This is a genomic window from Glaciihabitans sp. INWT7, assembly GCF_014217685.1.
Lineage (GTDB): Bacteria > Actinomycetota > Actinomycetes > Actinomycetales > Microbacteriaceae > Lacisediminihabitans.
On sequence record NZ_CP043653.1, the window covers coordinates 796,065 to 817,828 of the forward strand.

The window sequence follows — 21,764 nt, forward strand, 5'->3', positions numbered from 1 at the left end:
TAAGCCTGGAAGCCTGTCAGCTCGGCTCGTGTTCTGCGGCTCCGTGGTAGTCGGTCACGACCGCGTGGACGGTGCCGATCGACAGCTTTGTGGCGGTGGCGATGATGCGGATGGATTCGCCGTCGAGGTGGCGGGCGATGATGATTCGGCGTTTGTCGGCGTCGACGACGCGGGGGCGGCCGCCGGTGCGGCCACGGCTACGGGCTGCGTCCAGGCCGTTGCGGGTCTTGCGGGCGATGTCGCGTCGACGGTCTTCGGCGAGGGCGAGTGCCAGGTCGAGGATGAGGCTGCGTTCGGTGTGTTCTCCTGCCGCGATCCCGTCGAGAACCTTTACGGCGATGCCGCGGGAGAACAGATCGGTGAGGACGATGAGGCCTTCGAGGAGGTTGCGGCCGAGCCGGTCGACTTCCTGCACGGTGAGCATGTCTCCGGTTCGGAGGTAGTCGATCGCCGCGGTCAATGCCGGGCGGTCGGCCACGGCGAGCTTGCCGCTGAGCTTCTCTTCGAACACTCGCTCGCAGATGGGGTCGAGCGCGTCGTGTTGCCGCGCGGTCTCCTGTTTACTCGTGCTGATTCGGACCAATCCCACCAGTGTCATGCGACCGCCCATTCTGTTCAGCAAACATGTTCATCAATGCAGGTTCAGCCTAGCGGTTGATGAACGGGTTGTTGAACGCCGAGGTGGGCATTGAGGCTCACTCCGAGTCGCCGGGGTGGGTGTTCAGTAATGGAACGTTTTTTGAACGATGAGAAACGGGTCCCGTCGTCCTGCGAAATGTGGATTTGAACCGCGATGGAGACTACGGCGCTCGATGGCGGCGATCTTTGTGAATCCGGATAGTGGGTTCCGGGCACCTCAGTACCATGCGGTGGTTCCGCCGCGGTAGTCGTCCATAGCGTCGGGGTCTCGATCGCAACCCTCTACCAGTGGAGCCCTGGCCCCGACCGTCAGTAATTTCCGTTTGTCCCCCCGAATGTCCCACGTTTGTGCGACTGCGGTGCCCTCTCACTGGTGTTACTTTTCCGATACGCAGTCAAAATCGACTGTCATTCACTTTCCAAGGCAAGGAATGGGGTCGGATTTATGATCAAAAGCAATAGGCGGACTACGGGAATTGTGTTCGCCGCGCTGATCGCGCTGTTCTCGCTCGGGATGGCGGCCCCGGCTGCCATGGCAGTAGAACCAAGCCAGGACTCCGTCTACCGCCTCGACGTCAACGGCCAACACGCCACCCTTACCGAGGGCGCGACAGCTGTCTTCACGATGCAGCGCATTGGTGGGACTGCGAAGCCCGGAATGATATCCCCTAACGTGGTCTATCCCGGAGACGGTGCCGGGACGATCACCGTCACGGCCTCGGGCGGGGTTTACTACTGGAGTGTCGCGATGGCGATCCCGGCCACCTCCTTCTTGGGAGACTTCAGCATCACAGACACCACCAGCGGTTTCTCGGGTGGTCGGGTCCTTGCGACTTCGTTCTCAGGGTCCGCCCCAACGAGCAAGCTTCGCGGTCACAGGTACATTGGGTCCCTGGCGGGAAAGGCCTTCTTTTTGGGCGTGCCTGTCTCTACGACCGGCCCAAATAACACTGTCTACAAGTACATCTGAGACGGCGACTTGGGAGGAAAGGCTGGTTGGTTGTTACCCTCCAGTCCTTCCTGGTCGGTTTGAAACGAGAAAGAAGGACAGCCATGACGGTGGAGGCACAAAACCCAGCAGAGGAGTTGAGGCGCATCATCTCAGAGGGCCACATCTCCGAGGACGCGCTGCAGGCCATGACGGGTATCCGGCCAGAGAAGCTGCGGACCTACGTCGACGACGCAAAACCAGGGATGATGGCACTCAGCGCGAGCCCGCAGGCGCTCTCCAACGACGAGAGCGGAAGGCTGTCTATTCTTGTGGCGCACCTTACGGAGGGGATGCAGATTGGCGACGACGAACGGCTCATGGCGATCTTTGAATCGTTGACGATCGAGTGCCACCTCACGCTTCAAAACATCGCCCAGTTGACGGGACTTGATATCGAAGACCTTAAGGGCGCCCTGCACGACCCGCGGACCGTTCCGATCAAGAAGAAGTATGAACTCGCGATAAGGGGTTCGTACCTTATCAACGCCGTCAATCGAGCACGCGGTCAATAGACCCGGGATATATAGCTGGAGAAACGTTGCGAGAGGACCATTGCTCTTTGGAGGGCACCTCACTAAATCTCGGTTCTCTCAAACGCCCAATCCCTCGCTTACAGCGGATATTTCACAATCAATCCCGAATAGAACACCACCAAGCCCGCCGAACTTCACAGGTCAGTCTCCGATCACATCCGCGCATTGTTCGCGCAGCGGCCGTAGTCCGTTGGGGGTTCGTCTTGCGGGCATTGGACTCATATGGGACGCCGACACCGTCGGGCACGTTTAGTGCGCGGGTGCGAGGACGATCTTCTGGCCTAGGGCCGCAGCAAGTCGGTTGAGCGTGGCGGTTGTGGGATTCCCGATACCGCGTTCAATGCGGCTGATCTCAGCCTGCTGTATTCCGGTGACGCTGGAGAGTGCAGGCTGAGTGAGATGGCGTGCCTTGCGGGCCTCCGCAAGCATGGTGCCGAGCTCGGCGCGAGCGGTGAGTTCGGCATCGAACGACGCGGTGGCCGCTTCATAGACGCTGCGCGCATCGTCGGACCATTTGGCCTTCGCCTGGTCCGCAATCTCCTTGAAGCTTTTCGACATGATGTCCTCCCTCACTCGAGTATGTGCCAAGACACATAAGTTGTCAATACGTTCTAGTGTTGCCGCTTCCACTGTTTGTGGATCTTGCGCGCCTTTGCAATCTCCCGCTGTTGCCGTTTCTCGGAGGTATCGGTCTTCTTGTTGTAGCCGCTGTAGAGCAGCACGATTTTGCGTCCATGGAAAGTGCAAAAGACTCGTAGGAGCACCTGACGATCGGTGTCAGCGAGATCGGCCGGCAGTTCGGCCCCCGCTTCGGCGAGGATCGCACGCAAGGACCGACGCACGCGAAACTCGTAGAGTCCCTCTCCGAGAGGCTTGCCCCATTCGCCGGAGCAGATATCGATGCCATGGGCCTCAAGGACGTGCTCGATTGCAGCAGTGAGGACTGCCTGCTCGTACTCGGGAAGCGAGGAGAAGAATCGCTCAAATGTTGCCCCCTCGTATTCAATGGACCAAATGGTCAAGGTGCTCCTTCGCGTTGTGCCGCCCGACGAGCCTCGCGACCCGGGCGCTACCGGCTTGACGGATTCGCCAGCTCAACCTAAAATCAACTTTCGTCCCGTTGAGGGTTCCGCTTGCGGGCGGCCGTATCGATCCAAAAGTGGTCTCCAGCGCGTCCTCCTGAGCGCTCAAAATCCCGCCCGGTGATCGTCCCTTTTGCGGACGCCGTGGCCGGACCAAATCCCAAGTTGGGCTGCTTACCATCTGGTCGGCGCACGGGCCGTCGACAACCTTGATGGCGTCGCACCGCTTTCGTTATCTGTCGAAAAGGTTTTCAATTCTGATTGGTCAGGGACAAAGTGATGTAAGCAGCCGCGTCGAGCGAAGGCGTAGTGCCTGCTGAGTAACCGTTGTTGTGCACGTTGACCGCGTACTGGGCGAACCCACCACTCTGGCACCACTCGTCTATCGGAAGACAGTAAGACTTCACCGACGTTACTGATACCGGAGAGCCCGTGTCCCAGCTGATGTGAGTCCAGGATGCGAAAGCGTTTCCTCCACGATGAAAAGCGCCATTATTCGGACTATGGGTGTATACATTCCAAGGCTGGTTGGGCACATACGACGGATCAGCGAGCAACACGATTGACACAACACTCGATCTCCCGGCCGCTGAAATCCCGCCATTTGGAGTTGTTGTCGGGTCCAACGCATTCCCGATCACTTGAGCCCCTTGCGAATACCCAGCCAAAATAATGGGTGAATATGGGCAAATCGAAGCTATGTAGTTGACTTCGGCGACAAGAGCTGCGGTGCCCGCGGCGATGCTGGCGGGGTAAAAATCTGAAGGTTGAGTCGAGATCACTGTCGCGGGATAAACGATCCCCTCGAAAAATGTCGGAATGTTCGGATTGCTAGCTAAGTAGCTACCCACCGCCCCAATCCGCGTGCCCATTCCGCCCGACTGGTAGACGCGCCCGGAATGTTGCGTTAATTGAGGATTCGCCACGGGTTCGAGAGATCCCCGGACGCCGATGAAAACGGCGTTGTAGGCACCCCCACCGCACGGAACAGAAGCTGTCGTCGCGGAGGCGGGCCCGCCAATCATTATGCTCAGCAAGGTTCCGAAGACCACGAATGGAACAGCAAACCGAAGGGCTTTAGTTCGCGAAATCTGATTGACGTGATTTATCTTCATGTTCGTAAGTCCACTTTTCTTTGCAAACCCTGCGGAAATTCAGTGCACAGAAGCCCTCAACGCAATCTTTTCCACGAGACGCGTGCAGACCCCTTGTGTTCGAGCAGACGCTCTTGTTATGTCCTGAACGGACTCACATTGACACCTGCCGCGTTCAGCAGAGTGCTTAGATAAAAAGCCAAGATCACAGCGAAGATACCTACCGTCGGTACCCACCATGTTGGCTTTTGGTTTTCTCTCGATCGGCGACCTACCATCAATACGCCGACGAAAGTGACCAGTGCCACCACCGGCGTCACGAGATCCGAAAGCCCGGTGAGGTAGGCCTGGCATGGCATCGATGCCGTGCAAACCCCCACATTCAAATTGTTCAAGAGCGCAGCGGCAGTCAGGACAATCGACACGAGAATCATGAAGATAAATAAGACGACGAACGAGATACGATCGAGACCTGCACGGGAGCGTGACTTTTCCATCATCATTTCCCGTGCTGCTTCCGTTTAGTTACTGATAGTTGCGCCGCCCTAGCTTGGCCGAGTTTGCGCCGCCGGTGAGCGTTGGCCGGCGACCTGTTGGTTGGGTAAAAGAGACCGAACAGGTTGTGCCACTGGCCCTCGTGAGTCCGATTCTTGTTGATATGACGGATCTTACGACGGCAATGGGAACATAGAATAGTCCTCACTTCTGGGGACTGAAGAGCGAGACCTAATTGTCCGGCGAAAGATCTCAAATAGATCCCGCTGCGCAGGTTCATAACTTCTCGGGACTCGTTGTGGTCACCCGGTGAGAAGACCCCGGCGCCCAAGCGGGAGGGGAGCCGGGGTTGCCCTTGCACACATTTTGATCAGAAGGTGCTCGCTTGGCCATGAGCGCTTCATCGAAATCCGCGACCCCCGCAAAAGATACTGACAGTCGCCCGGATAGCCAGTGCGACCTGGTGCCCCTTGCTGTCGCGATCGCCGTTCCGCTTGCGGCCCGCCGATCCGGGCGAAAGGTGGACCAGAGCAGGCTCTGGCGATGGCGGGAAATGCCGCCCGGTGATGGTTCCCCTTACGGGCGGCCGATTCGTGAAAAAACTGGTCTAGAGCGGGCTCTCGCAATGACGGGAAATACCGCCCGCTGATCGTCCGGCTTGCGGGCATGTCCATCGGAATCGTGGGGTGATCTGTCGAGGACACGCATCGCACTGATTGCTGAGGGGGAGTGAGGGTGGTGATCCAGCGCCCGTTACGGGCGTGGCGCTGGATCACCCTGAGCGGGCACTTGGCCGTCCCCAGGTGGACACATGTGACGCGGTCCCTTTGCTCGGGGGAAGCTGCGGGTCGTCATTTCGGGTATCCCGCCGGATGGTTGGGTAGGTCATCGGCGTAGTTAGAAGGTTATCGGGTGTCCTCCTTTTGGAGGACCAAGTTGGGGACGCGTCTCTACCCCAATTCGGGGGCCTCACCCATCATCGACTAGATGCCGCACGCCGGTCCGCTTGTGGCACCCGGATCATTCCGAGCTCGACGATAAGTGGACACCACTGGTTCCCGGAACTACACCCCTGTTCGGGGACTAGCCCTGCGTGACGGTGAGCGTAGTTTGGAGCTATACCGATTCGAAGGCGTCTAGGGTAAGCAACTCGAATCGATAGGCCCTCACTAGCTTTCGGGTAGCTGGCGAGGGCTTTTTCGTTCCCGGGCCAACACGCCACCGGATATTTCGGGTGGCGCTAACCGACTACTCCCACAAGACGCACCACATCGGGTTCGGCTTCCGGAACGCTCTCCCGGTCAAGATCCAGCCCCGATCGCACTTCCGCGAGCACCTCAAGGGACGTCCGGTGATGGTTCGTGAAAGGCGTCGCTGGGAAGCCTTTCCGGGGCACATTCCCGGCACCTGTTGCCGAAAAGGCGCGAGTGTGTGAATGATGAACCATGAGATCCAGTCATCCGTTGCCCGGCAATCCCTGGCCACACGATATGACAATCACTATTGAAGATTCCCCGACGTTCCTCAGCGAGTTGTTGTTCGTGCGCAGCGCGTGGGGCCTTGAACCGGCTGGTGTTCCGAACCTTGATCGGGAACCGGATCCGGGAACCTCCGCCCGGCCACGCCGGCCTGCAGCCGACGAGTTGGAGCGGCTCTGGCTGAGTGATTGGAAGCGTGCCTGGACCCAATTTCAGGACGACCCCAAGGAAGGGCGAATTCCAGACGAAAACGAATTGCGCCGTATCGCCGAGTCCACGGATGAGGAGCTTCAAGCGTTTTACTCCGCGCGACCCTCAGCGATCTGGTGCACCGGCATGGACAGTGACGCAGCGAATATGTGGCGTACATCATTGGTCGACAACTACCGCACACCGTTGGCTGAGACTCCAGAGTGGCTGGCGCTGCCCGCCCTCATCCAAGCCTGGCACCACGGCATTGACACGATCATCCAGCTGCCCTACCGGGGGCACTACGCCCGGCAGCTCAGCCCTCGACACCTGCTGGTCTCGCGGGAGACAAGACACAACCGAGATCTTTATGCCGAAACGCTGGCCAACGTCTGAGCGAGCTCATCGTCCTCGAACCGGTCTCCTGGCGTCGCGCTCATCGTTCGTCTTACGGGCGAGGGTCCCCTGTTTCAGCCCGAAAGCGGGGTCGCCGTTGTCGGTCGTGGCGAGGATGCTGACGGTCATGAAGCTTTTCCGCTATCGTGCCCCGTCCATCCGTTCCTCGACGGTCTACACCGCGGCGAAACGGCGCGTGAAGCGCGGATTGGGTATCTCGCAGGTCCAAGCGTGGACGAAACCAACTCGGGTGAAGCAGCGCGCAAAGGCGAAGCTCGGCTTGTATTCGCCCACGGCGCGCGTCATCCGCCAGACCGCCAAAGGCAACTTCCCGAGTTTTCTTGGACTCTTCGGTCGCAAACGCTAATCCGTAGGCCTGCCTTGCCTCCCCCTTACGGTATTTGTTTCAGTGCTGCAGGCGGCGGGACTGGAGTCACTGCCAGCAGAGGGCTTGGTCTGGGAAGATGGTCGGCATGCCAGACATGCGTCGAAAGAGTCCTGAGCCATCGCCCGGACCGCCCCAGGTCCAAATGAAGCCTGGAATGGCAGACGAGCTGATGCGGGACCTTGCTCCACTGCTGGCAGAAGACGGCGTCGACATCAATGACCTCACCGATATCGATGCTTTGAACCAGGCGCTTCAGAGGGCGGTCGAACGGCGCAACATGGAATTGTTCACCCCGGTTGGCGCCCGGCGTGACCAGGCGATCGCGCTGCTGATGCTGGTCGTGGCCGCTATCGCAGACGATGACACCAAGCGCGCAGGAATTCTCCTCGACAAAGCGCAGCCAGAGTCACCGGACGATTCCGCCCCGGAAGTATCTAGCTGTATCGGGCTCGCGTTGGGCCTCCTCGACAGCTGGCTTACCGGCCAGGATTCGCAAGCGCCGGTGACGCTGGCTCGAGATACCCGCCTGCCCGCTGGGCATTGGTTCGGGCAGCGTGCTGCGGTCAACGTGCTCGCGCTCGCCCGCAAAGGTCGCGCATTCCAGTCTCTGGGGTCCCTGATCACCAGGCAGGGAAGCCCTCAGCTCCTCGCCGGCGCTTCCCTGACGTTGGCCGCCGCCGTGCTGGCCTGGTCTGGAACAGAGGGCACAGAAGTGGGCAAGCTTCTTCCCGCAGTCATCCGCTAGTTCGCTAAAGGTTCCGCTTACGAGCGGCCGATCCGGGTGAAAAGTGGCCTCAAGCACGTTCTCGCGAGGGCGAGAAATACCGTCCGGTGGTCGTCCGGCTTGCGGACTCGCCCAAGCTGAACTCGCCGATAGGGTCGAGAGCATGAACCGGCACCCATGGAACCGCCTGCTCGCCTGGGTGATCGACTGGCTCTGCATACTCGTCTGGGTAGCCGTTGTTGCTGCCGTCGGCATTCCACTCTATTTGGCTGGGATTACCGGTGGGCTAACGGCCGTCGCTCAGAACATCCTCGCGACGGTCATTCTTGTGGTTCCGGTGACCTTCATGCTCGCCGGGTTTGAATCGTCCGCGCGCGAAGCGTCGATCGGTAAACGCGTTCGCCACCTCCTCGTCGTGAATTCACGCACGGGACAGCGTGTCTCATTTCGACGGGCGCTCGCCCGCAACACGATGAAGGTAGCCGTGCCTTGGACGGTTGGGCATGCGGCCGTTTACAGTATCGTCGCGGCGAGTGCGGCGGATTCCATACCTCCATCGATCTGGGTGATCACGGTGTTCGCCTACGTACTGCCGCTCGTTTACATTGCATCGCTATTCTTCGGCACCGGTCGAACACCTTATGACCGAATTTCCGGCACCACCGCCACCCTGATAGTCCGGTAGTGGTTCCGCGTGCGGGCGTGTTCGATATGGTCGTCTCCGTGAACGAAGAACTGCGCGAGCAAACTCGATCGGCATACGATGCGGTGGCTTCTGACTACGCGACGATAATTCCCGACACAGGCTTCGAGGCGCCGCTTGACCTGGCGATGGTCAATGAGTTCGTAAGCGAGGTTGCCACGCGTCCTGCTTCGACGGTCTTGGACGCTGGATGCGGGGCTGGCCGGATGGTGACCTACCTCCAGTCGCAATCTCTCTCATTTGATGTAGTCGGCATTGATCTGTCGGCGGAGATGATCGCGCTCGCGCAGTCTGCGCACCCGACCGCCAAATTCCGACATGCAGATCTTTCGGACACTCAATTTCCGGACGGTGAGTTCGACGGCATCCTTGCTTGGTATTCGATCATCCACACCGAGCCGGATCAGCTCGCCGAGATCGTTGCTGAGTTCGCTCGAATTCTCCGATCTGAGGGGCTAGTCCTGCTTGGCTACCAAGTCGGTGCCGGCGAACGCCACTTGAACAGGCCGTACGGACACGACGTCAAGCTGCGGGCATTCCTGCACCGAACCGACGACGTCATCGCGACTCTCACCAACGGTGGTTTCGACCTCATCGCGAAGCTGGATCGTGCGCCGCGCACGTCGGAGCGACACGCTCAAGGTTTTGTCCTCGCGCGACGCCAGTAGCTGACGCAGTCACCGTTCCGCTTGCGAACACGAAAACGCTGTGCAGCCGTCGGGCAGTCCGGCGATCCGGCCACCGCTTTCACAACGGTTTACGACCAGAAGAGCTCTGCCCGATCCGCCGCAACCCCGACGGCTAAAGGCTCGCCGGAGAGCGTCTCCTCGCTTGATGGCTCGATCGTCCCCGTGATTGCTGGCGGTGTCGGCGGTATCGCGCTGCTCGTGATCATCGTGCTCGTGATCCTGCTAGTCCGATCGTCGAAGGCGCGGAAACGTGCACTCGCCGAGAAAGTGGGCGCAGACACGGAACGGGTGAAGTCGTGATCGAACCGCCCACACTTTCGGTCCAGAACCTGGCCGTCGACCTCGGGGGGCGTTCTGTGCTTCATGACGTGTCGTTTTCGATTGATGCGGGGGAACTCGTCGGACTCATCGGCCCCAACGGAGCGGGAAAAACGACACTATTGCGTTCACTCCTCGCTCTCGTGCGCAGGCGGGCGGGCGCAATTTCTGTGCTCGGGACACCTGCCAAGCGCGGCCGCAGTTCAGTGGGATACGTACCGCAGCGACACGAGTTCGCTTGGGACTTCCCGATCTCCGTCGAACGAGCTGTGCTCACGGGGCGGGTCAAGCGAATCGGCTGGACACGGCAGCCTGGCCTCGCAGATTGGCGCGCAGTCCGCGACGCCATCGATCGGGTGGGGATAACGGATTTACACACTCGCCCAGTGGAGGAACTTTCGGGAGGCCAGCGCCAGCGCGTGCTCGTGGCGCGAGCCCTCGCTCTCGAACCGACGGTACTGCTCCTCGACGAACCGTTCACCGGTCTCGACGTTCCCACCCAAGAATTATTGACCGATCTGTTTGTCGACCTCGCCCGTGAAGGCGAGGCACTCCTGATGACGACGCACGATCTCGGCTCGGCTGTTGCTACCTGTGATCGTCTGCTGCTGGTGAACCAGACAATCATCGCCGACGCCACGCCGGCCGAGCTCTCGTCCGCGGACGCCTGGAAGAGGACGTTCGGCGTCCGAGATTCAAGTCCTTTGCTGACTTCGGTCGGGGTGCGCTGATGCTGACCCCTCTTGATTTCATCGCGGATTTACTCAACCCCGACCTTCGGTTTCTGCCTAAGGCTCTGGTCATCGCCCTCATGTCGAGCATCGTCTGCGGGGTGATCGGCTGCCACGTGGTGCTGCGCGGGATGGCGTTCATCGGTGATGCCGTTGCGCACGCTGTTTTTCTCGGTCTCGCCGTTGCCTTCGTGTTTGGGGGCAGCCTCATCGTCGAAGGAACAGTCGCCGGAGTCATCACTGCCCTTCTTGTTGCTGTCTTTTCTCAGAATCGACGGTTGAAAGAGGACAGTATCATCGGAATCTTCTTCGCTGCAGCGTTCGCCCCTGGCATCGTGATTATCAGCCGTGCGCCGGGCTACGCCGGCTCACTGCAACAGTTCCTGTTCGGGTCGACCACCGGAATCCCCGACAGCGACCTTGTCGTGGTCGGCGTCAGCGGAACAGTATTGCTGCTCATCGCTTTGCTGTTGCACAAAGAATTCGTTGCCATTGCGGTCGACCGTGAGACGGTGCGCTCACTCGGGCTTCCCGTGTTCTGGCTCGACATCATCCTCTACGTCATGGTGACGCTGGCTGTCGTCATCTCGGTGCAGACGATCGGGAACATCCTCGTATTCGCGCTTCTCATCACTCCGGCCGCGACCGCGCAGTTACTTACCGACCGTCTCGCCATCATGATGCCGCTCGCCCCACCGTCGGTGCCACTTCGGCGCTGGTAGGTCTCTACCTCTCCTGAAGCATCGACCTTCCCGTTGGAGGAACAATCGTGCTCGTCGCAACAGCTGTATTCCTGATCACCTGGATCGCGGCACCACGGCATGGGCTGGCTGCGCGTGCCTTCGGACGAGTCCGCACCCAGCGTTCTTCGTTAATGAGAAGTGAACTCTAAGCGAGTCGTCGGCACTCGAAATCAACGCTGGCCACCCGCGGCTATAGGGCAGCGGGCCACCGAGTTGTAGCCATCGGTTTCCCTCATGCACGTCGGGAACCCGGCACGCTCGCAGATGAAATGCCGTACTCTATTGAGAACAGTTCTCACTGACGCGGCCGCGTCTGGAAAGTACGAAATGACTTCCTCTACACAAGTTCTTGATGCGCTCGTCATCGGCGCGGGGCCAGCTGGTATCGGCACCGCGCTGGCTCTGGCGGCAGTGAAAGGTCTCACCTTCGGCGTGCTCGAGCGGGGACAGGTCGGACAGACATTTCTGGACTGGCCCGAGAATCAGCGTTTCCTGACCCCGTCTTTCACCGGGAATGGCTTCGGTGCGACCGACCTGAACTCGGTGCACCCGGCGACGTCTCCGGCGTTCAGCCTGGGCACCGACTATCTCACCGGGGAGCAGTACGCCAGGTATCTGCGAAGTGTGGTGTCTCACTTTCAGGTCCCGGTTATGGATGATGCGGAAGTGACGGCAGTCACGACGCATGAAGCGGGATTCGAAGTCTTCTCGGATCGCGGTCCTGTCGTGTCCCGATCGCTGGTGTGGGCCGGCGGCGAGTTCCATCATCCGCTCGCTCCGCGCCTCGCGGGTAGCGGTTTCAGCGACCACTCCAGCACGAAAGCCAGTTGGGAGCGGCGCACCGGTGAGCTTGTTGTGATCGGTGGTTACGAATCCGGGATCGATATCGCCTGTCATCACGTATCCACTGGCGTCATCGTAACGGTGGTGGACGCCGAACATCCGTGGGGTGCAGGGTCCGGATCCGATCCGTCGTTCCGGCTTGCTCCGCGATCTCGAATCCGGCTGAACGCAGCCCTGGAGACCGGGCGGCTAACACTCATGGCGGCCCGAGCCGTCGGCATTCAGGCACTGGGGAACGGAGCGGTGATTCGCCTCAGTGATGGCAGCGCCCTCACCAGCAGATCCCGACCGATCGCGGCGGTCGGCTTCGGGCCTGGGCTCGGCCCGGTCGATCACCTCTTTACCGCCCGGCCGGACGGATGGCCGTTGCTCGACACCGACGACCAGTCCACCACTACCCCTGGCCTGTTTCTGTCCGGGCCTGCCATCCGGCACGGGGGTGTCAAATTTTGCTTCGTCTACAAATTCCGCCAACGTTTCGCCCACATTGCCCGAGTCATCGGCGACCGCGCAGGCAAGGACACAACTCAACTTGAGGCCTGGCGGGAGGCGGGGATGCTCACCGAAGACCTGTCCTGCTGCGGCGTGGAGTGCGCGTGCTGAGCGCGAAAAAGACGCGTCTCTTTGGGGGAAGCGCCTCACTAACGACGCTGCTGTTCCTCGGTGCCATCCTCGCTGGCAGCCTTGCCGGCTCGATCGTCCCCGGTTCACGGGAGGTCCTGGGCGGTGTCGTCGATCCGCTTATTCTCCTGCTTGTCGGTTCGCTGTTCTTCACCGTTCGACTCGACGGCCTGCCAGCGCTCCGCAGAGCACCGCGTACAGTACTTCTCGCGCTCTCCATGAACTTCCTGCTCATTCCCGTGATCGCGTTCACGTTGACCCTGCTGCTCCCGGGGGAGGCACTGAGAATCGGGGTGTTGATCTACTGCCTCTTCCCGTGCACCGACTGGTTTCTTGGGTTCACCCGCATGGCCGCGGGCGAAACTTCTATCGGCGCGGCGCTCATCCCCCTCCAGATGACCCTGCAACTGGCCCTCTACCCGGTCTGGCTCGCTGTGTTTACCGGGCACCAGGTCAGCTCCACGATCGGCGCTGTCGCTCCCGCCCTTCTCACCTGGTTCGCTGTGCCCGCGGGAGCCGCCATTGTCGCGCGGGTATTCTTACTCGGTGCGCCTCCTCGCGTGTCGAGACACCGCATCCTCGGGACGGTGGACCGCGCTATTCCGTTCGTCATCTCCGCCGTCATCCTGTGCTTGTTCGCTGCGAACGTGGAGACGATCCTGCACAATCTGGCCGGATTCGCGTGGGTGTTGTTGGTGGTATTTCTCTTCTTTGTCGCCACCTACGTGCTCGGTCAAACTGTCGGTCGCGTGTTCCGGTTACGGTACCCCGAGCATGTGCTCCTCACCATGACGACCTCCGCACGCAACGCCCCACTCATGCTCGCCGTCACAACCGTCGCCCTGCCAAACCAGCCGGTGGTGTACGCCGCGATCATCCTCAGAATGCTCATCGAGTTTCCCCACCTGACCGTAATCACCCATCTGCTGCGGCGGAGAGCTCCGGCACTGACAACCGAGGGAATGGTTGCCGTCGCGAGCTGACAAGTGCGAAGCCACACTGAGGTCGATGCCCGTGTCAGAGAATGTCGCCGCCGAGGGTTACGACCAGCGGAGAGAAACCCATTCTGTTCCAGAATGGGCGAGAGAGACTGTTGTCGTCGACGTAGTGCAACAGCACGTGTTCGATACCGCGTGCGGCGAAGGTTGTGAGTGCCCGCGCGGTGAGTGCCCGGCCGACACCGTGGCCTCGGGCTTCTGCGGTGACGCTCGTCAGGCCGATGTAGCCGTACAGGGCCGGGTAGTAGTTCCGGCCCGGGGATTCTGAGGGCAGCGTGACCGTGTGCAGCGCGATACTGCCCACCACCTGACCCGCCGCGTTCACCGCGACGAACGCGTTGTCGGTGCCGGCCGCCTGATCGTCAATCCATTCCCGCACCGCCCGCCGAGTCGGCCCCACAACCTGGTTAGCGCGCGTGCCGGTTCCCGTGTTGAGCGCATGGTAATCGTGCTCCTCGAACGCAAGACTCACCAGGGCGTCCTCATCGTCTCCCGTCACCGTGCGAATATCGATGTCGTCGCTGACAGCGAGCGGCGGAGTGGAGCGGCGGCCGGCGAGGATGGTGTCGGGCATCAACCCCAACTGCCGCCACAGGCCGCCGGCAACCCAATCGTGGGGCCGGGTCTGAACGAGCAGTCGATGGATGCCCAGTTCGCGAGCGTCTTTCGCGACCTGTTCAACCAGCTGCGGCAGAAATTTTTCTCCGTCGTACGCAGAGGACACACCCCAACACGACAGCGGAACGTAGGCATAGGCCGGGGGCATATAGGTATAGCCGGGATGGTTCTCGTCGGCGAGTTCAAGCTGTGCCGCGAGCACGGCAACAGCCGAACCGGAGTCGTCGAGGGCAACCCAGCCAGAGGAATGGGGTGTCTCGTCGAGATATCGTGCCAGGGCACTTTGTGCCGCGAGGTCCGGATCGAGCGTCGATGCGGACAGGAGTGGGGATGCCTCCTGCCCCGCGATGGAATCGGAAGTGAACCCTATGGCCGCAGCGGCCGCGTCAGCGATCCTCAGCACGGTCATGGATATTCCACTCGGCTTCGTGGCCGAAGGAGGGTCATCCCTGGCGGGCTTTGAATCGTGGGTTCAGTTTGTTGATCACGAAAGTTCTGCCGCGTCGACGCACGATCTGGGCGCCGGGCATTTTCTTCAAAGCTCTGAGGGAGTTGCGAACTTTCACGATCCGACCAATCTTATTGATAGTAGTTATCAACTAGAGTAGTCGTTCTGACAGAGGAAAGGATCACATGATCGACTCATTCCTGTCGGTGATCCTCATCAGCGGGCTTGCTGGGGCGGGGAAGACCACATTGGCCACTGTGCTCACCGGAATCAACCGTGTGCCTGATCTCGAGCTGGGCGGAGACGGTTGGCCAGAAAGTTCGGAGGCCGTAGCGCTTCATCTTGCCGACCGCTTGGGAGAGTTGGCCGACCGAGGTCAACGTGGCAGGGTCGTCGTCGAACTGAACCACCGTGCCGATACGCCGCATGTTGCTCTCATGCTGGAAGCGCTACTCCGCGACCGGGGACCTGCGTGTCGAAGGGTGGTGATCAACCAGCTGTTTACCGTCGCTCGTGTCGAGGACATCGGCCGGCACCTTTTTCGCGACACTCCGTCAGACGCAGATGATTTTGAGACCGCGGAGCGACTGGCCACGCAACTCGAGTTCGCTACCACTGTCGCACTTGTCGGCGTAGAGGCCGCGGCGATGCAGCGACGGAGCGATATCAAGGCGCTCATTGCCCGGTTGAACCCGAAGGCTGCGGTAGGTTTCCTGTCTGCCGCCGGAAAGCTCTCGCAGGTCCTCTCGTTTGCCGGCCTGCGAGGCTCAGATGTGGCGAGAGATGTGGGACGCAGCCAGGGGTGGATGCGAGAACTTGCCGGCCGCGGCACGACGCCGGAACGGGGATCCGCGATCACCTCAGTAGTCTTTCGGGATCCTCGCCCGTTTCATCCGGAACGCCTCGCGGCGGTGCTTGAGGCCTGCCTCGAGCCCGAGGACGTGGGGCTGATCATCCGTTCGCGCGGGTTGATGCAACTGGCGACCCGTGCCGACCGGGTCGGATCATGGTCGAGCGCTGGCACTGTCGTGACGATTGAACCGACCGGGATGGAAAGCTGGGATGCACAGTCGCCGGTCGGCCAGGAAATCGTGTTCACTGGACGGGCGCTTCGTCCGGAACTCATCGCCCGCGCTCTTCGCGCAGCCCTTCTGGGCGACGACGAACTCGTCTCGGGTCCAATGGAATGGGCAACATATTCAGACCCGTTCCCGGAGTGGGTTACCGAGCACGAGCACTGAGTGGGGTGATCGTCGAGACGCTCGACGATCACCCCACTCGCATGAGTTAGTGCTCGTCGTAGTGTTCCGCGTGGACGGCGTGCTTGTGGCCATCGTGGAGGTAGTCGATGTGGTCGTCGTGGGTGACTTGCTCGTGGCCGCAGTCCGCGCCGTGCGCGTGGTCGGCGGGGGAGTGCTCGGCAACACTCTCGTGCTCGTCATAGTGGTCACCATGCTGGGCGTGGTGGTGGGTTCCGTGCACATAGTCCGTATGGCCCTCGTGTTCCACGGCCTCGTGCCCGCAGTCAGTGCGGTGCTCGTGTTCGGTGACGGTGTGCTCGGCGTGGATATCGGTAGTTGTACTCATGATGCTGCTCCTTGCAGTGTTGTTGAGGGAGTTTCCTCGAGAACGTGCGCCACGGCATCGTCGATAACGTGGGCGATGTGATGATCAGCGAGTTGGTAGACGGCATCACGCCCCGCACGCGCGACAGTGGCGATACCGGCATGGCGCAATGTGCGCAGGTGTTGGGACACCAACGGTTGGGACATTCCGGTCGCGGACACGAGCGCCCCGACAGTTCGCGGTTCCGCCGACAGCAACTGTAAAAGCTGCAGCCGGGAGGCAGAGCCGAGAACTTTGAACAAAGCTGCTGCCGCTCCAAGCCCACCATCGTCGATCATTGATCCAGCCAAACACATACATAAAGATATTGCAATGTGTTTATACTACTGATAATGACTCCCAGGGAGAGGATCCACTCATGGACGCAGTGAACAAGCGTCGTACCCATCAGAAAGCTGCAACTCGCACCGCTCTGTCGGGGTCCACCGACTTCATCAGCGCCCAAGACCTGTACGCGCGGATGCGTGAGCAAGGCGGATCCATTGGGCTAGCCACTGTCTATCGCAACCTGAACGAACTGGTCGACGCGGGCGAAGCGGACACCCTTCAAGCCGGAACAGGGGGTCAGCTTTTCCGTTTCTGTGGCACTGACGGACACCATCACCATCTGTATTGCGTGGAGTGCGGACGCACCATAGAGGTTGACGCCCCCATCGAGGCGTGGGTGGCCAGCACAGCAGCCAAGCACGGGTTCACCGAAGTCCGACACGTCCTCGACATGTTCGGCGTGTGCCTCGAGTGCAAAGCTCGGTCCACAACGAGCACGATGGTATAAACGTTCCAAGATCCCCATCCCTAATGAGAATCATTATTTTTTAGCATAGGGTTGTAGCTGCTGACAGCCATACACGCCGCCATGCTGGAAAGACTTCTCATGATCGAATTGTGCCGCACGGCTCAGCTGCAAACTGCTCGAGCGTCCCGCCGCGATGGCGTTGCCCACCACCAAGTCCCACGAGATCACACGAACGGTCTTGGTGCCGTCACCCTCAGCGCGTGCGCCGGGACTGCTGTCGGTTTGATTGACTCCTCGACTGAGGTGGCGTTAGTGCTCGGGATGTGTGCACCCGAACGCCACACGATTGCCCGCATGCTTTCCAGCGGTGGGTCCGGTGCCGTAATCGGCGAGGACGTGCCCGCCGGTGAGGTTGCTGCCCGGCTGCAGACGCTGGTCAGGGATTTCAGAACCTCAAACCGAGTAGTCATCGAATGTCCTTCCGCCACCAGCAGCACCGACCTGATCGCCCGGTTCACTGGCGCCCGTGCCGCTACCGACCCACCGGTCACGTTCGGGCCAATAGTGACGGTGGTAGATGCCAGCCACCTCATGTTTGATCTGGATCGTCGAGACTATGTGGAAGGGGAGGACGGCCAGCCTTTCCCCGTCCCATGGGCGCAGGTGACCGTCACCCAGATTGAGAACGCCACCGTCCTCCCGATTGTCAACTGGCGCCACTTTCCACGCGCGCAGCTCACCGAGTTGCTGTCCCTGTTGTCTCACCTCAACCCGAGCGCTCGGCTGAAACTCGTAGGCAGCGGTTGGGCGCGGCAGGTGAACCTGGATTGGAACCAGCGCGCGACCGTTGGAGGAACCGCTGGCTGGATTCGGATTCTCCGCGATCAGCACGAACCACACGTCCGAGATCCGCGAGTCTCGTCATTCCGCTACGAGCAGCTGCGGCCGCTGCATCCGGGGCGCGTCGCGCAAACTCTTCTCACCCAGTTCGACCGGGAGGAAGTCGGACATATCGTGCGGTCCGTGGGACTGTGCCGGATCGCAAGCCGGCCCGCAATGGTGGGTAAGTGGGAACAGGCTGGCGCAATGATCACCTTCGCCCCGCTCGCGCCAGCGCGCTCCCCGGCAGGCCAAAGCCTCGGGCAAGAAATAGCCTTCATCGGCTTCGATCTGAACCCAGGCCTCATCAGATCTCGGCTGGATTCATGTGCGCTTACCGAGGACGAGTTCACCGCAGGGCCAGCCGCGTGGGTGCACTACCCCGACCCGATACCGCACTGGGATCCCCGGAACATGAACCGCTGAGATCGAGCAACCGTCCGATCACATTGAAGGCGCTGGGGCGGAGGCTTTGCTCAAGTCATTCGGACGCGGCGCAGTCCCGACACCTACCCCGGATTTCGACCTCGCGCGTCTCGTCGAGAAAATCGCCTCGGAGAGTGCGTTGATCAATTCGCGGCAGGGCGCGCACGTTGCCGCACTCAATACACACCGCGCAGGTGCTTCTGGTGTCGGAAGTTTCCAGCAAGTAGCTCGTCCCTGCCGAGAATGAAAACCCGCGCACGATCCCGCGCGCCTCCAAGTCATGCAGGATCCGGTAGACGGTCGCCAACCCCGGAAAGTCGCCCTGTGAGCGGAGAAGAGAATAAATAGTCTGTACTGTCGCCGGTTGACGAGCACGAAGCGCTTCCATCACTCGACCTTCGTGTCGACTGGGTCGGAGTCGCCGAGCGGAATCACCGTTCACCGAATCTGCCATATGCGCCCCTCAGCCCCGCGGGCCGAATCCCAGACGCCCCTGGTTTTGAGAGCGCGAACGAGCCAAATTGACTCGCATTGTCAATAATGATATTCATTAGCTCATAAGAATTCTTCCCCTTTCGTTTGGAGCTCTATGCGCACCCCCACCCGCTCACTTACCGTCGCGGTAGCTGCCGCCGCTCTGGCACTCACCCTCGTCGGCTGCAGCACTCCGTCAAAAAGCTCGCCCGCAGCATCGTCATCCGGGGTTATCGGAGTGGTCGCGGGTGAAAATTTTTGGGGCGACATTGTCAGCCAAGTCGGCGGATCTCACGTGAAAGTCACATCCATCGTCAGCGATCCCAACGCGGACCCGCATGAGTATGAGGCCAGCGCCTCTGATGCCGCTGCACTAGCCAACGCACAGTTCGTGCTCGAAAACGGTCTCGGCTACGACGATTTCATGGCGAAACTTTTGAAGGCGTCACCCAAATCCGACCGGGTTGTCACCTCGGTGGCAAAGATTTTAAAGATCAAGGGCGCTTCGCCGAACCCGCACCTGTGGTATGACATTCCTCGGTTGCCAGAGGTTTCGGCCGCGATCGCTGCCGAGCTGTCCAAACGTGATCCCGCCCACAAGGCTGAGTTTCAGGCCAACGCCCAAAAATTCGACGAGAGTTTGAAGCCGATCACAGATGTCATCGCCAAGATCAAGTCGAAGTATCCCGGCGCGCCCGTCGCCTATACCGAGCGGGTACCGGGGTATCTGCTGACTGCCGCAGGGTTGACCTTGGGGATGCCGGCGTCATTCACCACCGCTGTTGAGCAGGGCAATGACCCGAGCGCGGCCGACACGGCGTCGTTCCTCGAGTCGATCAAAAACAAAGACGTGAAGGTGCTTCTTTACAATGGGCAAGTCACCGACCAAGCCACCGACGACATCAAAAAGACGGCAACGGATGCTGGGGTTCCCGTCGTCGGGGTCACCGAAACGATTCCAACCACCGATAAGGACTTCCAAGCATGGCAACTGCGCCAGGCAACCGAGCTCCTGAAGGCACTCGGCAACTAAATATGGCAGACCAGGCGGTCATCGAGCTGGACTCCGCAGGACTCCGGTTCGGTGACCGCCAACTCTGGTCGGATCTAACCCTGTCTGTTGGCGGCGGTGAGTTCATCGCGATTCTTGGCCCCAACGGCTCCGGTAAGACCTCCCTCATCAAAGTCCTCCTCGGACTGCAGCCTCTCTCCGAGGGAACAGTCACCATTAGCGGAGCGCCGCCCCGCCGCGGGAGCGACCATGTCGGATACGTCCCGCAACAGCGCGGATTCGACAGCGATCTCGGCGCCCGAGGCATTGACCTCGTCGCACTCGGTCTCGACGGCCATAAATACGGGTTCGCGTGGCCCAACAAACAGAAGAAGAAACTCATTCGTGACGTCCTCAACCAAGTCGGTGCCGCACAGTATGCGCACACCCCCATCGGGCTTCTGTCCGGCGGTGAACAGCAACGGCTACGAATAGCCCAGGCCCTCCTAGGCCGCCCGGCTGTCCTCCTTTGCGACGAACCATTGCTTTCCCTCGACCTCGCGAACCAAAAATCGATCGTTGGCCTTATCGATCAACAACGCCACGAGACAGGTTCCACCGTCGTATTTGTGACCCACGAAATCAATCCAATACTGACTGTCGTCGATCGCATCCTCTACGTCGTCAACGGACGGTGGGCCATCGGCACACCGGACGAAGTAATGACCAGCCAACGGTTGAGCGATCTGTATCAAACACACGTGGAAGTCACCCGCGTCAGAGACCAACTTCTCGTCGTCGGCACCACCGGCCCCGGTTCCTCAATAGGCCTACCACCCGACGAGCATCACCAGTGATCATCGAATACCTGCAACTCCCGTTCGCGCAGCACGCTCTCATCGCCGCAACCCTGATCGCCATCATTTCCGGACTCATCGGACCCTTCGTCGCCTCAAGAGACATGGCCTTCGCCGTCCACGGCAGCGCTGAACTCAGCTTCACCGGAGCCGCTGCAGGCCTGCTCATCGCCGGAGATGCCGTGACCGGCGCCCTCGTCGGCTCCCTGTTCGTCGCCACCGCATTCGGGCTACTCGGCGACCGTCCACGAGAGCGAAACTCCGCCATCGGCGTCATATTGGCCGCCGGCCTCGGGCTCGGCGTACTCCTCCTGTCCTTTTATAAGGGCTTCGCCACCGAAGCGACCAACATCCTGTTTGGACAAATCTTCGGCGTCAGCACCCAAGACATCATCATCCTCGGCGCCATCGCAACAGCAATTCTCATCGTCATCGGATTCATCTACCGGCCCTTGCTCTTCTCTTCCCTCGACCCCGAGGTCGCCGTCGCTCGTGGTGTCAACACCCGTTTCGTCGGACTGATCTTTGTGTTCGTGCTCGCAGTAACGGTCACCGAGGCATCTCAAATCGTCGGTACCCTCCTCGTACTCAGCCTTGCGATAACCCCTGCGGCAGCGGCACGGAGGTTCTCTGCCAACCCACGAATAGTGACCGTGCTCTCAATCCTCTTCGCCCTCATCGCCGCGGACGGCGGCCTCCTCGCCAGCCTCCAATTCAGCACCATCAAAGCCAGCGTGTTCATCTCCGGAATCAGCTTCCTGATCTACCTAATCGCCAGACTCGTCCAAATTGTGCCCTCGCGTCGCTCACCGGCTGCCACCAAGTAACTTGCGGCGGCCAAAGGCTTGGGCGTTGTGACCGCTCTTTTGGTTCCACGAAAACGGCTGGGTCACTACAGCGGGGCATAGTAAGCCTCGGACCGAGCGGAACTGCTGTTCACGTTAGAGGGCCAAGCTCTGGCTTTGGCGATCGCTGCACCAGCAATTGGTAGGGAAGAGCGGGATCTATTCATCGTGACACTACTTTGTAATTCGATAAATTAGTCGAGCTAATG

Annotated in this window: 29 protein-coding genes; 18 read left to right on the forward strand and 11 right to left on the reverse strand. The window is 60.4% G+C overall.

Translation table 11 applies throughout. The annotated features are described in order from the left end of the window. Nucleotides 1-16 precede the first annotated feature (16 nt). Nucleotides 17-598, reverse strand: a complete 582-nt coding sequence (locus F1C58_RS03940) for a recombinase family protein (protein WP_185202763.1) — start codon at nucleotides 596-598, stop codon at nucleotides 17-19. 486 nt (nucleotides 599-1,084) lie between these two features. On the opposite strand from F1C58_RS03940, the gene F1C58_RS03945 reads away from it, so the two are divergent. Next, a complete protein-coding gene (locus F1C58_RS03945; protein WP_185202765.1) occupies nucleotides 1,085-1,609 on the forward strand; it encodes a hypothetical protein in 525 nt (174 codons plus the stop codon). A gap of 83 nt (nucleotides 1,610-1,692) precedes the next feature. Beyond that, the gene (locus F1C58_RS03950) at nucleotides 1,693-2,142 is read left to right on the forward strand and encodes an HTH domain-containing protein (protein ID WP_185202767.1); all 450 of its coding nucleotides are present in this window, start codon (nucleotides 1,693-1,695) and stop codon (nucleotides 2,140-2,142) included. A gap of 270 nt (nucleotides 2,143-2,412) precedes the next feature. Here F1C58_RS03950 and F1C58_RS03955 read toward each other — a convergent pair whose 3' ends face one another. The 4 genes from F1C58_RS03955 to F1C58_RS03970 all read right to left on the reverse strand — a co-directional run bounded on the left by F1C58_RS03955 (nucleotide 2,413) and on the right by F1C58_RS03970 (nucleotide 4,842). Beyond that, nucleotides 2,413-2,721, reverse strand: coding sequence for a helix-turn-helix domain-containing protein (locus F1C58_RS03955; protein ID WP_134510778.1), 309 nt, complete (start codon nucleotides 2,719-2,721; stop codon nucleotides 2,413-2,415). 53 nt (nucleotides 2,722-2,774) lie between these two features. Beyond that, nucleotides 2,775-3,185 carry a hypothetical protein gene (locus F1C58_RS03960; protein WP_185202769.1) on the reverse strand — a complete coding sequence of 137 codons (411 nt, stop codon included), beginning with the start codon at nucleotides 3,183-3,185 and terminating at the stop codon, nucleotides 2,775-2,777. Between the two features lie 311 nt (nucleotides 3,186-3,496). Further along, complete coding sequence (locus F1C58_RS03965) at nucleotides 3,497-4,360, reverse strand: cutinase family protein (protein ID WP_185202771.1); 864 nt, start codon at nucleotides 4,358-4,360, stop codon at nucleotides 3,497-3,499. 116 nt (nucleotides 4,361-4,476) lie between these two features. After that, a complete protein-coding gene (locus F1C58_RS03970) occupies nucleotides 4,477-4,842 on the reverse strand; it encodes a hypothetical protein (RefSeq protein ID WP_185202773.1) in 366 nt (121 codons plus the stop codon). 1,482 nt (nucleotides 4,843-6,324) lie between these two features. Between F1C58_RS03970 and F1C58_RS03975 the strand changes: the two genes are divergently transcribed. After that, entirely contained in the window at nucleotides 6,325-6,897 is a 573-nt protein-coding gene (locus F1C58_RS03975) for a hypothetical protein (protein ID WP_185202775.1), read from the forward strand. A 6-nt stretch (nucleotides 6,898-6,903) separates the two neighbouring features. On the opposite strand, the gene F1C58_RS16920 is transcribed toward F1C58_RS03975, so the two are convergent. After that, the gene (locus F1C58_RS16920) at nucleotides 6,904-7,026 is read right to left on the reverse strand and encodes a hypothetical protein (protein WP_255461252.1); all 123 of its coding nucleotides are present in this window, start codon (nucleotides 7,024-7,026) and stop codon (nucleotides 6,904-6,906) included. Between F1C58_RS16920 and F1C58_RS03980 the strand changes: the two genes are divergently transcribed. The 9 genes from F1C58_RS03980 (at nucleotide 7,025) to F1C58_RS04020 (ending at nucleotide 13,640) form a co-directional block, all read left to right on the forward strand. Then, entirely contained in the window at nucleotides 7,025-7,264 is a 240-nt protein-coding gene (locus F1C58_RS03980; RefSeq protein ID WP_185202777.1) for a hypothetical protein, read from the forward strand. The genes F1C58_RS16920 and F1C58_RS03980 overlap by 2 nt on opposite strands. A 175-nt stretch (nucleotides 7,265-7,439) precedes the next feature. After that, a complete protein-coding gene (locus F1C58_RS03985) occupies nucleotides 7,440-8,030 on the forward strand; it encodes a hypothetical protein (protein ID WP_185202779.1) in 591 nt (196 codons plus the stop codon). Between the two features lie 142 nt (nucleotides 8,031-8,172). Continuing rightward, the gene (locus tag F1C58_RS03990; RefSeq protein ID WP_185202781.1) at nucleotides 8,173-8,694 is read left to right on the forward strand and encodes an RDD family protein; all 522 of its coding nucleotides are present in this window, start codon (nucleotides 8,173-8,175) and stop codon (nucleotides 8,692-8,694) included. Between the two features lie 38 nt (nucleotides 8,695-8,732). Further along, entirely contained in the window at nucleotides 8,733-9,380 is a 648-nt protein-coding gene (locus F1C58_RS03995; RefSeq protein ID WP_185202783.1) for a class I SAM-dependent methyltransferase, read from the forward strand. A gap of 21 nt (nucleotides 9,381-9,401) precedes the next feature. Continuing rightward, entirely contained in the window at nucleotides 9,402-9,701 is a 300-nt protein-coding gene (locus F1C58_RS04000) for a hypothetical protein (RefSeq protein WP_185202785.1), read from the forward strand. Nucleotides 9,702-9,769: 68 nt separating this feature from the next. Next, the gene (locus F1C58_RS04005; RefSeq protein ID WP_255461351.1) at nucleotides 9,770-10,450 is read left to right on the forward strand and encodes an anchored repeat-type ABC transporter ATP-binding subunit; all 681 of its coding nucleotides are present in this window, start codon (nucleotides 9,770-9,772) and stop codon (nucleotides 10,448-10,450) included. Beyond that, a complete protein-coding gene (locus F1C58_RS04010) occupies nucleotides 10,450-11,172 on the forward strand; it encodes an anchored repeat-type ABC transporter permease subunit (protein WP_370543686.1) in 723 nt (240 codons plus the stop codon). The genes F1C58_RS04005 and F1C58_RS04010 overlap by 1 nt, the downstream gene beginning before the upstream one ends. Before the next feature lie 348 nt (nucleotides 11,173-11,520). Beyond that, entirely contained in the window at nucleotides 11,521-12,639 is a 1,119-nt protein-coding gene (locus tag F1C58_RS04015) for an NAD(P)/FAD-dependent oxidoreductase (RefSeq protein ID WP_185202789.1), read from the forward strand. Continuing rightward, the gene (locus F1C58_RS04020) at nucleotides 12,633-13,640 is read left to right on the forward strand and encodes an arsenic resistance protein (protein WP_219732028.1); all 1,008 of its coding nucleotides are present in this window, start codon (nucleotides 12,633-12,635) and stop codon (nucleotides 13,638-13,640) included. Before F1C58_RS04015 ends, F1C58_RS04020 begins: the two co-directional genes overlap by 7 nt. 34 nt (nucleotides 13,641-13,674) lie before the next feature. Here the strand turns inward: F1C58_RS04020 and F1C58_RS04025 are convergent, their stop codons facing one another. After that, nucleotides 13,675-14,682: a GNAT family N-acetyltransferase gene (locus F1C58_RS04025; RefSeq protein ID WP_185202791.1), complete on the reverse strand. Its 1,008-nt coding sequence runs from the start codon at nucleotides 14,680-14,682 to the stop codon at nucleotides 13,675-13,677. Nucleotides 14,683-14,716: 34 nt separating this feature from the next. Then, complete coding sequence (gene ykgO / locus F1C58_RS04030) at nucleotides 14,717-14,839, reverse strand: type B 50S ribosomal protein L36 (RefSeq protein ID WP_185202793.1); 123 nt, start codon at nucleotides 14,837-14,839, stop codon at nucleotides 14,717-14,719. Between the two features lie 67 nt (nucleotides 14,840-14,906). On the opposite strand from ykgO, the gene F1C58_RS04035 reads away from it, so the two are divergent. Continuing rightward, nucleotides 14,907-15,962: a GTP-binding protein gene (locus F1C58_RS04035; RefSeq protein WP_185202795.1), complete on the forward strand. Its 1,056-nt coding sequence runs from the start codon at nucleotides 14,907-14,909 to the stop codon at nucleotides 15,960-15,962. Between the two features lie 46 nt (nucleotides 15,963-16,008). On the opposite strand, the gene F1C58_RS04040 is transcribed toward F1C58_RS04035, so the two are convergent. Continuing rightward, nucleotides 16,009-16,308, reverse strand: a complete 300-nt coding sequence (locus tag F1C58_RS04040) for a hypothetical protein (RefSeq protein WP_185202796.1) — start codon at nucleotides 16,306-16,308, stop codon at nucleotides 16,009-16,011. After that, a complete protein-coding gene (locus tag F1C58_RS04045) occupies nucleotides 16,305-16,625 on the reverse strand; it encodes a helix-turn-helix transcriptional regulator (RefSeq protein ID WP_185202798.1) in 321 nt (106 codons plus the stop codon). The genes F1C58_RS04040 and F1C58_RS04045 overlap by 4 nt, the downstream gene beginning before the upstream one ends. Before the next feature lie 80 nt (nucleotides 16,626-16,705). On the opposite strand from F1C58_RS04045, the gene F1C58_RS04050 reads away from it, so the two are divergent. Both F1C58_RS04050 and F1C58_RS04055 read left to right on the forward strand, forming a co-directional pair. Then, a complete protein-coding gene (locus F1C58_RS04050; protein ID WP_185202800.1) occupies nucleotides 16,706-17,122 on the forward strand; it encodes a Fur family transcriptional regulator in 417 nt (138 codons plus the stop codon). 81 nt (nucleotides 17,123-17,203) lie between these two features. Beyond that, complete coding sequence (locus F1C58_RS04055; RefSeq protein WP_185202801.1) at nucleotides 17,204-18,388, forward strand: GTP-binding protein; 1,185 nt, start codon at nucleotides 17,204-17,206, stop codon at nucleotides 18,386-18,388. A 55-nt stretch (nucleotides 18,389-18,443) separates the two neighbouring features. Here the strand turns inward: F1C58_RS04055 and F1C58_RS17055 are convergent, their stop codons facing one another. Beyond that, nucleotides 18,444-18,842, reverse strand: coding sequence for a Fur family transcriptional regulator (locus F1C58_RS17055; protein ID WP_370543687.1), 399 nt, complete (start codon nucleotides 18,840-18,842; stop codon nucleotides 18,444-18,446). 135 nt (nucleotides 18,843-18,977) lie between these two features. On the opposite strand from F1C58_RS17055, the gene F1C58_RS04065 reads away from it, so the two are divergent. Genes F1C58_RS04065 through F1C58_RS04075 form a run of 3 tightly spaced genes read left to right on the forward strand, consistent with a single transcriptional unit; the run spans nucleotide 18,978 to nucleotide 21,537 of the window. After that, the gene (locus F1C58_RS04065; RefSeq protein ID WP_185202806.1) at nucleotides 18,978-19,895 is read left to right on the forward strand and encodes a metal ABC transporter solute-binding protein, Zn/Mn family; all 918 of its coding nucleotides are present in this window, start codon (nucleotides 18,978-18,980) and stop codon (nucleotides 19,893-19,895) included. Nucleotides 19,896-19,897: 2 nt separating this feature from the next. Then, entirely contained in the window at nucleotides 19,898-20,710 is an 813-nt protein-coding gene (locus tag F1C58_RS04070) for a metal ABC transporter ATP-binding protein (protein ID WP_185202808.1), read from the forward strand. Beyond that, a complete protein-coding gene (locus tag F1C58_RS04075) occupies nucleotides 20,707-21,537 on the forward strand; it encodes a metal ABC transporter permease (protein WP_185202810.1) in 831 nt (276 codons plus the stop codon). Before F1C58_RS04070 ends, F1C58_RS04075 begins: the two co-directional genes overlap by 4 nt. The last annotated feature ends 227 nt before the right edge of the window (nucleotides 21,538-21,764 follow it).